Annotated in this window: 11 protein-coding genes; 3 read left to right on the plus strand and 8 right to left on the minus strand. The window is 62.8% G+C overall.

Annotated elements, in window-relative coordinates:
* The first annotated feature begins 35 nt into the window (after positions 1–35).
* Positions 36–407, plus strand: a complete 372-nt coding sequence (locus tag G7A66_RS11495; protein ID WP_174295786.1) for a hypothetical protein — start codon at positions 36–38, stop codon at positions 405–407.
* 18 nt (positions 408–425) lie between these two features.
* On the opposite strand, the gene G7A66_RS11500 is transcribed toward G7A66_RS11495, so the two are convergent.
* The 3 genes from G7A66_RS11500 to mutS all read right to left on the minus strand — a co-directional run bounded on the left by G7A66_RS11500 (position 426) and on the right by mutS (position 3,864).
* On the minus strand, positions 426–839 hold the full coding sequence (locus G7A66_RS11500) for a YidH family protein (RefSeq protein ID WP_174295787.1): 414 nt from the start codon (positions 837–839) through the stop codon (positions 426–428).
* The gene (locus G7A66_RS11505; protein ID WP_206675177.1) at positions 811–1,152 is read right to left on the minus strand and encodes a hypothetical protein; all 342 of its coding nucleotides are present in this window, start codon (positions 1,150–1,152) and stop codon (positions 811–813) included. The genes G7A66_RS11500 and G7A66_RS11505 overlap by 29 nt, the downstream gene beginning before the upstream one ends.
* Before the next feature lie 81 nt (positions 1,153–1,233).
* On the minus strand, positions 1,234–3,864 hold the full coding sequence (gene mutS, locus G7A66_RS11510; protein WP_232366826.1) for a DNA mismatch repair protein MutS: 2,631 nt from the start codon (positions 3,862–3,864) through the stop codon (positions 1,234–1,236).
* Positions 3,865–4,102: 238 nt separating this feature from the next.
* Between mutS and G7A66_RS11515 the strand changes: the two genes are divergently transcribed.
* Positions 4,103–6,322 (plus strand): NADP-dependent malic enzyme, encoded by a 2,220-nt coding sequence (locus G7A66_RS11515; RefSeq protein WP_206675207.1) that lies wholly within the window; start codon positions 4,103–4,105, stop codon positions 6,320–6,322.
* Positions 6,323–6,328: 6 nt separating this feature from the next.
* Here the strand turns inward: G7A66_RS11515 and G7A66_RS11520 are convergent, their stop codons facing one another.
* The 5 genes from G7A66_RS11520 to lptB all read right to left on the minus strand — a co-directional run bounded on the left by G7A66_RS11520 (position 6,329) and on the right by lptB (position 11,005).
* Positions 6,329–7,012, minus strand: a complete 684-nt coding sequence (locus G7A66_RS11520; RefSeq protein WP_174295789.1) for an SDR family NAD(P)-dependent oxidoreductase — start codon at positions 7,010–7,012, stop codon at positions 6,329–6,331.
* Between the two features lie 85 nt (positions 7,013–7,097).
* Positions 7,098–7,796 carry a tRNA (guanine(46)-N(7))-methyltransferase TrmB gene (trmB, locus tag G7A66_RS11525; protein WP_174295790.1) on the minus strand — a complete coding sequence of 233 codons (699 nt, stop codon included), beginning with the start codon at positions 7,794–7,796 and terminating at the stop codon, positions 7,098–7,100.
* 70 nt (positions 7,797–7,866) lie between these two features.
* On the minus strand, positions 7,867–8,565 hold the full coding sequence (gene ctrA, locus G7A66_RS11530; protein ID WP_174295791.1) for a response regulator transcription factor CtrA: 699 nt from the start codon (positions 8,563–8,565) through the stop codon (positions 7,867–7,869).
* A gap of 140 nt (positions 8,566–8,705) precedes the next feature.
* Positions 8,706–10,181: an RNA polymerase factor sigma-54 gene (gene rpoN / locus G7A66_RS11535; protein ID WP_174295792.1), complete on the minus strand. Its 1,476-nt coding sequence runs from the start codon at positions 10,179–10,181 to the stop codon at positions 8,706–8,708.
* Between the two features lie 38 nt (positions 10,182–10,219).
* Positions 10,220–11,005 carry an LPS export ABC transporter ATP-binding protein gene (gene lptB / locus G7A66_RS11540; protein WP_174296029.1) on the minus strand — a complete coding sequence of 262 codons (786 nt, stop codon included), beginning with the start codon at positions 11,003–11,005 and terminating at the stop codon, positions 10,220–10,222.
* Positions 11,006–11,250: 245 nt separating this feature from the next.
* Here lptB and G7A66_RS11545 point away from each other — a divergent pair, with 245 nt between their 5' ends.
* Positions 11,251–12,699: a mechanosensitive ion channel family protein gene (locus G7A66_RS11545; protein ID WP_174295793.1), complete on the plus strand. Its 1,449-nt coding sequence runs from the start codon at positions 11,251–11,253 to the stop codon at positions 12,697–12,699.
* Positions 12,700–12,724: the final 25 nt, after the last annotated feature.

Here is a 12,724-nt window from a genome sequence, read left to right on the forward strand (position 1 = left end):
CGTCCGTCCGTTGATGCGACAAAGGAGAATCAGCCATGAGCAGCGACAAGAAGACTACCAGCGGCCCCAGCGGCGTGGGTGAAAGCAAGGAACAACGGATGAGCGACCTTGCGCCCGAAATGCACAATGACGAGCAGGACGACCACCGCAACCAGGCGCAGGAAGTCGCCAGGGAAGCGCGGGGGCTGACCCCCGCCACCTCCAGCCCGACTGAAAGCGTGAAGGGCGACAACAAGAGCGGGTTGATGAACGATTCAACACAGGACACCATCGATCACATGCGCGACATGGAAAGTTCGGGCCGGATCGACATGGATGCCTATCGCGGCGAGCCGAATCACGATGATAACGTCGATAAATACGGCAAATCCCGCAAGCCCGACGGCCTGCGCGGCGACGGGACCTGAAAAGGCGGGTCGCTCTCGTCAGCTGGACGGAGCGACCTCACCATTGTTCAGGATCCACAGGCCCGCAATCAGCACCGCCGCGCCAAACGCGACGGCATAGCCCAGCAGCCCGAAGTTCGGTGCCGATGCGGGCTTCATGCGGTGGGAATTGAGGCGCGCCATCGTCTTGCGCGCGCGCCGCTGGGCCACGATCGCCAGAATGCCACCTGAAGCGACGAACATCGTTGCGATGGCCTTGGCAAGCCACGGCGGCTGAAATTCGCCAAAAACGGCGCGAAAAGCCAATCCTATCCCGATGGCCGCGAATGCCGTACGCATCCAGCCTGCGAAGGTTCGCTCCATTGCCATGATGTTGCGGTCTTCGGCGAGATCGGTCCGTTGTTCGGCCAGATCGTTCGAGGAATCATTCGAGGATTTCGTATCGTCGCTCATCGACGGGCAGCGTATCACCGGCGCCGGGTTTCGCAACCATCTCAACGAGATCATCCGACGCGGGTCCGGCATCGAGCAGCACCGGATCGGGCGTATCAGACATCGGCATAGGGTCGAAGCCCTCTGCATCGTCGATCAGGTCTTCGTCTGACGCAAAGGCGACATCATCTGCCATGCCGAACGGCTCCGTCGATTGCGAGACGGGTTCGATGGTAGGTTCCGGAGCTGACGGTGCAGCTATTGTTTCGTCTGCCGCTTGCGTGACCAGGCCATCGTCGTCAGCCGTTCCTACAAGCGAAACGGCTGCAAACATTACGAACCCGGCGAACGCGACTGCCGCGGATCGGCCTTTAAACAGTTTCCCGCTCATGTCCGGCACGATGCATCGGGAAAGTTAATTTTCGCTTGTGCCGACCTCCTTTTTCAATTCGTACAAGAGGTCGAGCGCATCGCGCGGGGTCAGTGCATCGACGTCTACGCTTCGCAATCTGTCACGAACGATGTCGCATTCCTCTTCCTCGGCAGCGGCGGCTGCCGCGAACAGCGGCAATTCACCGAGCCCTGCGGCAACGCCGCCCGTTTCGGCGCGGGTCTTTTCCAATTTGTCGAGCACCGACTTCGCTCGTTCCACCACCTGCTTCGGCACCCCGGCGAGGCGCGCCACGGCAAGGCCGTAGGAGCGATCGGCGGGACCGGGCGCGAGTTCGTGCAGCAGGACGAGTTCTCCCTTCCACTCGCGGGCGCGCACGTGGTGCAGGGACAATGCGTCGCAGCTGTCGGCAAGCCGCGCGAGCTCGTGATAATGGGACGCGAACAGGCACCTGCAGCGGTTGTTCTCATGCACCGCCTCAACCACAGCCCAGGCAAGCGCGAGCCCGTCATAGGTGCTCGTTCCGCGCCCGACCTCGTCCAGAATGACGAAGCTGCGCGGTGTCGCCTGCGCCAGGATGGCGGCGGTTTCGACCATTTCGACCATGAAGGTCGAGCGCCCACGCGCCAGATTGTCGGAAGCGCCTACGCGGCTGAACAGCCGATCCACCAGCCCGATTTCCGCGCTTTCGGCTGGCACATAGCCGCCAGCTTGTGCCAGCAGGACGATCAACGCATTCTGCCGCAGGAAGGTCGATTTGCCGCCCATGTTGGGCCCGCCGATCAACCACAGCCGGTCGTCCTCGGCGAGACGGCAATCATTGGCGACGAAGCGACTGCCGCTCCGCTCCAATGCGGCTTCCACGACCGGGTGCCGGCCAGCCACAATGGAAAGCGTGGTGCCATTTGTAATCGAGGGGCGACACCAATGCCCTTCGGCGGCCCGCTCCGCCTGACCTGCGGAAACGTCCAGGCGGGCGAGCGCCTCTGCCGTTTTCGCAATGCTCTGGCGGTGTTCCTCCACTTCGATACAGAGGCGCGTGAAGTGCTCTTCTTCGGCGGCCAGAGCCCGACCGCCTGCTTCGGCGATGCGGTTGGCTTCCTCATGCAACTTGAGCGAGTTGAAACGCACGGCGCCCGCCATGGTTTGGCGGTGAGTGAAGCCGCTGTCGGGCCCCATGAGCGCATCGGCGTGCCGCGCGGGCGCCTCGATGAAATAGCCGAGCACGCCATTGTGCTTGATTTTCAGCGCAGCAATGCCGGTCTCTTCACGATAGCGGCTTTCGAGCGTCGCAATGGCGCGGCGGGCATTACCCGACACCTGCCGCAATTCATCTAGCGATGCATCGAGCCCTTCGGCGATGTAGCCGCCCTGGCCGCGCTCCGTCGGTGGCGAAGGAACAAGCGCACGGGACAGGAGATCGACCAGGGCGCCATGCCCGCCGAGATACGGCAGCACTCTCTCCAGCAGTGGCGGCAGGCTTTCGAGTCCAGCCAAATGATCGCGGATGCGCCGTGCTTCGCCTAGCCCATCGCGCAGCTGCCCCAGATCACGCGGACTGCCGCGCCCTGCGGCAACCCGGCCCAGCGCACGGCCGATATCGGGCAGGCTCCGCATCGCCGCCCTCAGATCGCCGCGCAGCATTGTGTCCGCATGCAACCAGGCAACCAGCGCCAGCCGTTCCTCGATCGCGTCCCGCGCCAGCAGGGGTGCTGCGAGGTCTTCTGCAAGCTGGCGCGCACCTGCACCCGTGACGCAGCGATCGATTGCGGCGAGCAGGCTCCCTTCGCGCCGGCCATCCTGTGTCTGCACGATCTCGAGGCTGGCCCGGGTCGCTTCATCCATCGCCAACGCGGAGTTGTTGCCGCGCGAAACCGGCGGCAACAGCAAGGGCAGCGTGCCGCGCCCGACATGGTCGAGATAAGCGATCAGCCCCGCAGCGGCAGCCAGCGCAGCGCGTCCGAAATTCCCGAACCCGTCCAGTGTCGCAACGCCGTGCAGCGCCTGCAGGCGCTCCGTTCCTGCTGCACTGTCGAAGGTCTGCGCCGGGCGCGTAACCGCATCTGGGGGGATCGCCGACGCGTCGATTGTCTCGCCAGTCGGCAGATCTTCCGGCACGACCACTTCGCTTGCGCCGATGCGGGCTAGCACGGCAGCAAGTTCGCTATCGCCGCAATCCTCCAGTTCCATTCGGCCCGTCGAAATGTCGCAGGCGGCAATCCCCAGCTGACCGCGCACCACGCAGAGGGCAGCGAGCCGATTCGCGCGGCGCGGTTCCAGCAGGGTTTCCTCCGTCAACGTTCCCGCCGTCACGAACCGCACGATGTCGCGCTTGACCAGCGCCTTCGACCCGCCGCGCTTCTTCGCCTCTGCCGGAGTTTCCACCTGCTCGGCGATCGCCACCCGGCAGCCAGCCCTGATCAGCCGCGCGAGGTAATTATCCGCCGCGTGCACGGGCACACCGCACATCGGCACCGGCGCGCCGTCATGTTCGCCGCGCGAGGTCAGCGCGATGTCCAGAACGGAGGCCGCCTTTCGCGCATCGTCGAAGAACAGCTCGAAAAAGTCGCCCATCCGGTAGAACAGCAGACACCCCGCAGCCTGCGCCTTGAGCATCAGATATTGAGTCATCATCGGGGTGGATTTTGCGGCCATGGGCCAGCGCTAGCGGACGGGGCGACGATTCGGAACAAGCGCCGAGCCGGTTTCCCCTGATTGCCCCCTGTATTCCGCTGCAGCTTTCCCCTAGGGCAGCGGCAGAAATTCACCCGTGGGGGACATCGCCGTGGCGGACAGCAAAGACAATCAGAACGACCAGAACGCAGCGCCGGAAAGCGTTTCGGACCAGGCGGTAGCCGAGGATCGAAAAGGCGGCTTCACCACCCGCGAAGCGCTGTTCTATCACGAGACTCTGCGCCCCGGTAAAATCGAAATCATTGCTTCGAAGCCGATGGCTACCCAGCGCGACCTCAGCCTCGCCTACTCGCCGGGCGTCGCAGCGCCCGTTCAGGCGATTGCCGACGACCCGGCCATGGCCGCGCGCTATACGGCGCGCGCCAATCTGGTGGCGGTCATCTCCAACGGCACTGCCATTCTTGGCATGGGCAATCTGGGTGCGCTTGCCTCCAAGCCGGTGATGGAAGGCAAGGCTGTCCTGTTCAAACGGTTTGCCGATGTCGATGCCATCGATATCGAGCTCGACACGGAAGATCCGGAAAAGTTCATCGAAGCCGTCGCGCTGATGGAGCCGACCTTCGGCGGCATCAATCTGGAAGATATCGCGGCACCGGAATGCTTCATCATCGAACAGGCGCTGCGCGAACGCATGAACATTCCCGTCATGCATGACGATCAGCACGGCACAGCAATCATTGCAGCGGCCGGGTTGATCAATGCCTGCCACCTGACCGGTCGTGAGCTGAAAGACGTGAAGATGGTCGTGAACGGGGCGGGTGCCTCGGCGCTGGCCTGTACGGCATTGGTGAAGGCAATGGGCGTGCGGCATGACAATGTGATTGTCTGCGACCGTTCCGGCCCGATCTATCCCGGGCGCAAGGATGTGGATCAGTGGAAGAGCGCGCATGCTGTCGAGACCGAGGCGCGCACACTGGAAGAGGCACTTGACGGCGCTGACATCTTCCTCGGCCTGTCCGCAGCCGGTGCGCTGAAGCCCGGATGGGTGGAGAAGATGGCAAACCAGCCAATCATCTTCGCCATGGCCAATCCGGTGCCGGAGATCATGCCTGACGATGCGAAAAGGGTCCGGCCCGATGCAATCATCGCCACAGGGCGGTCGGATTATCCGAACCAGGTGAACAACGTTCTGGGCTTTCCCTTCATCTTCCGTGGCGCTCTCGACGTGCGGGCAACCGCCATCAACGAGGAGATGAAGATCGCCGCCGCCCGCGCGATTGCGGAACTGGCGCGGGAGCGGGTGCCTGAGGAAGTCGCCGCCGCCTATGGCGTGCAGCACCAGTTCGGCCGCGACTACATCATCCCCGCTCCTTTCGACCCGCGCCTGATGGAGCGGGTTTCGAGCGCGGTAGCCAAGGCTGCGATGGACTCCGGCGTGGCGCAGGAATCCATCGCCGATTTCGAGGATTACCGCCTCAGCCTCAAGGCGCGCCTCAATCCGACAACCTCGGTCCTGACCCGCGTCTACGAAGAAGCGCAGAAGAACCCCAAGCGTGTGGTCTTCGCGGAAGCGGAGGAGGATGTCGTGCTACGCGCCGCGATCCAGTTCCGCGATTTCGGCTATGGCACACCGGTCCTTGTCGGCAGAACCGATGCCGTGCTGGCCAAGCTGGAGGAACTGGCGGTCGAGGATCCGGCCAGCTTCGAGATCCAGAACTCCAAGGATTCCGAGCATGTGCCGGAGATGGTGGATTTCCTGTACCAGCGCCTGCAGCGGCGCGGCTATACCGAACGCGACGTGCGCCGGATGGTCAATCAGGACCGCAACGTTTTCGCCTCGCTGCTTCTGGCGCTCGGCCATGGCGAGGCGATGATTTCGGGCCTGACCCGGCCATTCGCGCAGACGATGAAGGAAGTGAGCCTCGTGCTCGACCCCAAACCGGGGCAGGTGCCCTTCGGCATCCATCTGATGATCGGCAAGAATTACACGACCTTCCTTGCAGACACGACGATCAACGAGCGTCCGACCAAGGAAGAACTTGCGCATATCGCCCGCGAAACTGCCGCTGTCGCAAGGCGGCTGGGGCATGAACCGCGCGTTGCATTCCTGTCCTATTCCACTTTCGGCAACCCCAGCGGCAAATGGCTCGAGAACATTCGCGGAGCGGTGCATCTGCTGGACGAGGAAGGCACCGACTTCGAATATGAAGGCGAGATGGCGCCCGATGCTGCCCTGAACGCCAAGGTCATGGAACTCTATCCGTTCAGCCGCCTGTCCGCCCCTGCGAACGTGCTGATCATGCCGGGTCTGCAATCGGCCAATCTGTCGGCCAAATTGCTGCGCGAACTGGCCGGCAACCCGACCATCGGGCCGATGATGATCGGCATGGAAAAGCCGGTTCAGATCGCGCCCATGACCGCGATTGCGCCTGATGTGCTCACCCTGGCAGTGCTCGCTGCGGCAGGAGTGGTGGGCTAGGCACCGTCACCAGGGCAGCTGCGAGCCGTCATAGGACAGGAACAGATGATCGGGCTTGCGTGGCGTTTTCAGAACGTCGGCGAGCCCCTTGACGCTCTCGCTAACGGTTAGAGTCGCGCTGACGCCGCCCATGTCGGTCTGAACCCAGCCCGGATGCAGCGACAGCACGGCGATATCCCGCTGCCGGGCGAATTGTTCGAACAGTCCGCGTGCGAGGATGTTCTGCGCCGCCTTGCTCATGCGGTACAGTTCATATCCGCCGGAAGAATCGGCGATCGACCCCATTTGCGAGGTCATGAAAGCCAGCGTGCCGCCATCCTTGACGAGCGGCAGCAGTTGATGCGCCAGACGCAGCGGTCCGACGGTGTTGGTCATCATCACATGCGCGACCTCATCCGAGGTGGCCTGCTGGGTCGATTGGTGCTTCGCACCGGTGATGCCTGCATTGACCAGCAGCAGATCGAGTGAACCCGGTTTCATGCTCCCGCTCAGACCCTCGTAGCTTTCCGGCTCCGTGACATCGACGCGGATCGTGTCGATGGCCGTACTCTCCGCCGCCAGTCCACCCAATTCGGCTCCTTCGGAGCGCTGGCTGGCGGTCACATGCCAACCCCGGCCAGCCAGTTCTCGCGTCAGGCCGAGGCCGATGCCGCGCGATGCGCCGATGATGAGTGCTTTCCTGTCCGCCATGCGTCGACCTTCTTCTCTTTTGGTGCCTTTGCAGGTTCAACCGGTGAGTGAAGGTGTGTGTTCCGCTAAGTAGACTGCAGCTGCCTCAGCGCCGGCGATAGCGGAAATACCAGACCTCGTGCCCTTGCCGGCGAGCTTTTGCTTCATACCGTGTTTCGCACCAGCCGCCGGGGCGCTTCTGCCAGCTTGACGGCCCGTCCACCAGCCAGTCGAACTGATGCGTGTGTCGGCGCATGACCATCAGGGCATGGCGCAGGTAGACATCGTGATCGGTGCCGAAGCGGAACTCGCCGCCCGGCTTCAGCTTGGCTGCGATCATGTCCAGCGGTCCGTCATTCATCATCCGCCGCTTGGCATGTCGCGCCTTGGGCCACGGGTCGGGATGAAGCAGATAGACGAAACTGAGCGCACCGTCCGGAAGGCGGGCGAGCACCTCGAGCGCATCGCCAAGCTGGATGCGAACATTCGCAAGCCCGTTGTCGCGCACATGGGCCAGGGCGCCGACCACGCCATTGACGAAAGGCTCGGCGCCGATGAACCCATGATCCGGCAGCAGATCGGCACGATATGCGAGGTGTTCACCCGCCCCGAAGCCGATCTCGAAATGCAGCGGCACATCCTGGCCGAACAGCCGCCTTGCCGTGATCTCGCCGCTATCCGGAACGGCGATCTTCGGCAGGAAATCGTCGACCAGTTCCTGCTGCCCCTTCCGCAAGCCCCGCGACTGGGTGCGGCCGTAAAGGCGGTTCAGGGTAGTGGGATCGCCGGGTTTATGCGCAGTCATGCCCGCGCAGATACATCATTTTTCGACGCTCTCAAGCGCCAGCCGGAAAGTCCCGCAAGACGTGCGGCACTCAGGCCGCTTCGGCAGCAGCATCCTCGTCATCGCGCAGGACGTAACCGCGACCCCAGACCGTCTCGATGTAATTTTCACCGCCGCAGGCATGCGAAAGTTTCTTGCGCAGCTTGCAGATGAACACGTCGATGATCTTCAGTTCAGGCTCGTCCATACCGCCGTAGAGATGGTTCAGGAACATTTCCTTTGTCAGCGTCGTGCCTTTGCGAAGCGAAAGCAGCTCCAGCATCGCATATTCCTTGCCGGTCAGATGCACGCGGGCACCATCGACCTCGACCGTCTTGGCGTCGAGATTGACCGCCAGCTTGCCGGTGCGGATGACCGACTGGCTGTGACCCTTCGACCGGCGAACGACGGCGTGAATACGCGCCACAAGTTCTTCACGGTGGAACGGCTTGGTCACGTAATCATCGGCACCGAAGCCGAAGCTGCGAATCTTGCTGTCCATCTCGGCAATGCCGGACAGGATCAGCACCGGCGTCTGCACCTTGGCGACGCGCAGCTTCTTCAGCACGTCGTAACCATGCATGTCGGGCAGGTTGAGATCGAGCAGGATGATGTCGTAATCATACAGCTTGCCCAGATCGAGACCTTCCTCGCCCAGATCGGTCGAATATACGTTGAAGCCCTCAGTCGTCAGCATCAATTCGATGGCTTTCGCCGTCGTCGGCTCGTCTTCGATCAGCAGAACGCGCATGGGATCAATTCCCCCCCTGTTAGCCCGAAACCCCTCGGTAACCCTCTGTAAAGAGGTGTTGACCAGAGTTAACCACACAAGGAGTGAACGTTAAAGGTTAATCTTGCGTAAATGCTGAGGGTCGGCGGATCGCTGTCAAGCTACAATCCTCGCAGTTTCTTCTGTCGGCGCCGCTGAACGCTGCTGCCGATGCCGGCCGCCTCACGATATTTGGCAACTGTGCGGCGGGCGAGGTCGTAGCCCTGTTCCTTCAGCAATTCGACCAGCCGGTCGTCGGACAGCACGTTTTTTGGATCTTCGGCGTCGGTGAGGGTGCGAATGGCGGCCTTGACGGCGGCGCTGCTCGCCCCGTCGCCATCGGCACTGCTTACCCCGCTTGTGAAGAAATATTTGAGTTCGAAGGTGCCGCGCGGGCAATGAAGATATTTGTTGCTGGTCACCCGGCTGACCGTGCTTTCGTGCATCTCGATCGCATCGGCGACGATTCGCAACGTCAGCGGCTTCAGTTCGGAAATGCCGCGGCGGAAGAAACCTTCCTGCTGCTTCACGATCTCCGCCGTGACTTTCAGGATGGTCTTCTGCCGCTGGTCGAGAGCCTTGATCAGCCAGTTGGCATCAGTCAGCTTCTCCCGCAGCCAGGCTTTTGCTTCGGCGCCGCTGCATCCGCCGCGTAGCGAAAGGTAATAGGGCCGGTTGACCACGAGACGCGGAAGACTTGCCTGGTTGATGGCGATGTCCCAGCCATTATCCGCCGGCGACAGCAGCACATCGGGCACGACGGCGGCGCTGGCCGATCCACCGAATGCGAGGCCCGGCTTGGGGTCGTAGCCCCGGAGCTCTGCCAGCATCTCGGCAAAATCCTCGTCATCGACATTGCAAATGCGCTTGAGGCGGCGGAAATCGCCTTTCGCCACCAGATCCAGATTGTCGATCAAACTTGCCATGCAGGGGTCGTACCGGTCCACGTCGCGCGCCTGCAGCGCTAGGCATTCGGAAAGGCTGCGCGCCCCGACACCGGTCGGATCAAGCGTGTGGATCACCGCAAGAGCCGCTTCCACTTCGGCGAGCGGAACTTGCAGATCACTAGCGACATCGTGCAGGGTCGAAACGAGATAACCGGCTTCGTCCAGAAGGCCAATCAGTGTGCGGGCGATGAATGCCTGCCGGTCACTGGAGGCGGCGGCACCGATCTGATTGTCGAGATGCTGCGCCAGCGTCGGGCCATCCGCGCCCCGTTCGTCAATGTCCGGGCCTTCGGCCCCCATACCGGCTGTGGAAATGGCCGAGCCCCACTGCCCATCGCCTGTTTCGCGGTCGCCATCCAGCGTTACGGGGTCGATATCCAGCGCGCTATCGCCCCCGGCTGCAAGGCTGTCCGCGCTGCCCTCCGCAGGTTCTCCGTCAGAGCCGCTTCCTGCGCCATCGTCACCCAAGCCATTCCCATCCTCGCGGCTGACTTCTCCCGCTTCCAGCAAGGGATTATTCTCCAGCGCCTCGCCGATGAAGGTTTCGATCTCGAGATTGGACAGGGCCAGCAGCTTGATCGCCTGCTGCAATTGCGGCGTCATCACCAGCGATTGCGACTGCCGCAGATCCAGGCGAGGGCCGAGTGACATGCCTCAACCCCGAAGCCGGCACGGGCGGGACACGCAGGTCACAATGTGAAGCCTTCACCCAGGTAGAGTCGGCGCACATTCTCGTCCGCGACCAGGTCTTCCGGCGTCCCGGCAAACAACACCTGCCCGCCATAGATGATGCAGGCCCGGTCGACGATTTCCAGAGTTTCTCGCACGTTATGATCCGTGATCAGCACGCCGATGCCGCGCTGCTTCAGATCCTTAACGAGATCGCGAATGTCGCTGATGGAGAGAGGGTCGATGCCGGCGAAAGGTTCGTCCAGCAGCATGATCGACGGTTTCGCCGCCAGCGCCCGCGCGATCTCGCAACGTCGCCGCTCGCCGCCCGAAAGCGCCATGGCCGGGCTGGTGCGAAGGCGCGTGAGGCCGAATTCATCGAGCAGGCGTTCGAGTTCGGCTGCCCGTGTGGCGCGGTCGGGTTCGACCATCTCGAGCACGCAGTCGATGTTCTGCTCCACCGTCATGCCGCGGAAGATGCTGGTTTCCTGCGGCAGGTAACCAAGGCCGAGAATGGCGCGGCGATACATCGGCAGCTTGGTGACATCCTCTCCATCCATCAGGATGCGACCGGAGTCAGGCCGGACGAGGCCCATGATGGAATAGAAACAGGTCGTCTTGCCCGCGCCGTTCGGGCCCAGGAGGCCCAGCACTTCGCCCTTCGCCACGCTTAGCGATATGTCGGTCAGGATCGCTCGCTTGTCATAGCTTTTCGCTATCGAGACCACCTCGAGCCCGCCGTTCAGCAGCGGCGGGGCGGCGGCATGTTCCAGCGCCTCATGGTCCTGCAGGTCGGCCTTGTCCAGGCCGAGGGCACCGCCGGGCGCGCCGGGCAGTGCCGGATCATCCACCAGTACGGGGCTACCGCCTGCGAATTCGTCTTCCTTATCGATCGTCATTGCCTTCTTCATGTAGCATCGCGGCGGCGGCGTGAAACCCCCCGTGCGATAAGGCCGCCAGCTTTCCTGCAACGGCGGCCGCCGCAGGCTGCATTCTACCGCCCAATCGTTACGCGGCTTGACCTGCGGCGATCGGCGCAGGACAGGGGTGTATGATCCTGACCGGCTACCGCTCGTTTCTGGCTGCTCTCCTGCTCGTTTGCGCCGGGCCATGCCTGTTCGCGGCAGTGCCTGCCGCCGCGTTCGTGCCCGCTGCGCCTGATGCCGAACCGGCGGCCGAGGCCACGGCAGAACCCACCATCGACGACCAGGCCGATGCCGGGGCCGACAGCCGGATTGCACGTCGGATCGAAGGGATCTTCGGCGAACTGCCCGCCTTCGCCAAGGTCGGCGTCACGGTGAACGAAGGCGTCGTCATCCTCAGCGGCACCGTTCCGAACGAGGAAGACATCGCCCGCGCCGAAGCGATCGTGTCGCGCATCTCGGGAGTCGTGACGGTCGACAACGGCCTTACTCGCGACCTCTCCGTGGACCAAAGCCTGACCTCGCTTGGCGATCTGACGGAACGGATTGCCGGTTTTACGCAGATGATTCCGCTGTTCCTGCTGGCTGTGGGAGTTGCCATCCTGATCGGCGGAATTGGCTATCTGCTTTCTTCCTTTACCTCGCTCTGGCGCCGCGTGGCTCCGAACGGCTTCCTGGCCGAATTGATTGCCAGCGCGATCCGCTTCATTTTCGTTGTCGGCGGGATGGTGGTCGGCCTCGACATTATCGGGGCAGGGGCGCTGCTCGGTGCCGTGCTCGGCGGCGCAGGCGTGGTCGGGATCGCGCTGGGTTTCGCCATGCGCGACACAATCGAGAATTATGTCGCATCGCTCATGCTGAGTCTGCGGCAGCCCTTCCGCGCCAACGATCATGTTATGATCGACGAGCACGAGGGCCGCGTGATCCGCCTGACCAGCCGTGCCACCATCCTGATGACGTTGGACGGTAATCACCTGCGCATCCCGAATGCGACCGTTTTCAATGCCGTGCTTCTCAATTTCACCCGCAACCCGCAGAGGCGATTCGACTTCGATCTCGGCATCGATGCGGATGACGATCCGGAAACAGCCCGCAGACTTGGGCGCGAGATGCTGGCGCAGCTGCCTTACATCCTCGACGATCCCGCGCCTGAGGCTCGGACGGTAGAGGTCGGCGATTCGAATATCGTCTTGCGGTTCTTCGGCTGGATCGACCAGCGCGAGGCAGACTGGTTCAAGGCGCGCAGCCGCTCTATCGCCGTGGTCAAAGCCGCGCTGGAGAAGGCCGGCTTCGCCTTGCCCGAACCGATCTACCGTCTGCGCTTCGACCCGCGCGGCGCACCGCTGTCGCTCGGTTCAGCTCAGGATGCGGGAGAGTTGGCCAATCAATCGGGCACAATCGGCGAGGCGCCGAAGCAAAAAGCGCCAGCCGCAGTTGGTTCGTCGGTGGCGGACATCAATGTTCACGACCACGCCGATGTCCGTCCCGATGACGAGGTTGCCCGCATGGTAGAGGCCGAGCGGGCAGCGGATCCTGGCGAGAAGGACCTGCTCGATTCCAGCCAGCCTGTGGAATAGCTGGCCGGGGCGAACCTAATGTCAA

Source organism: Alteripontixanthobacter muriae, from assembly GCF_013336795.1.
Classification (GTDB): domain Bacteria; phylum Pseudomonadota; class Alphaproteobacteria; order Sphingomonadales; family Sphingomonadaceae; genus Pseudopontixanthobacter; species Pseudopontixanthobacter muriae.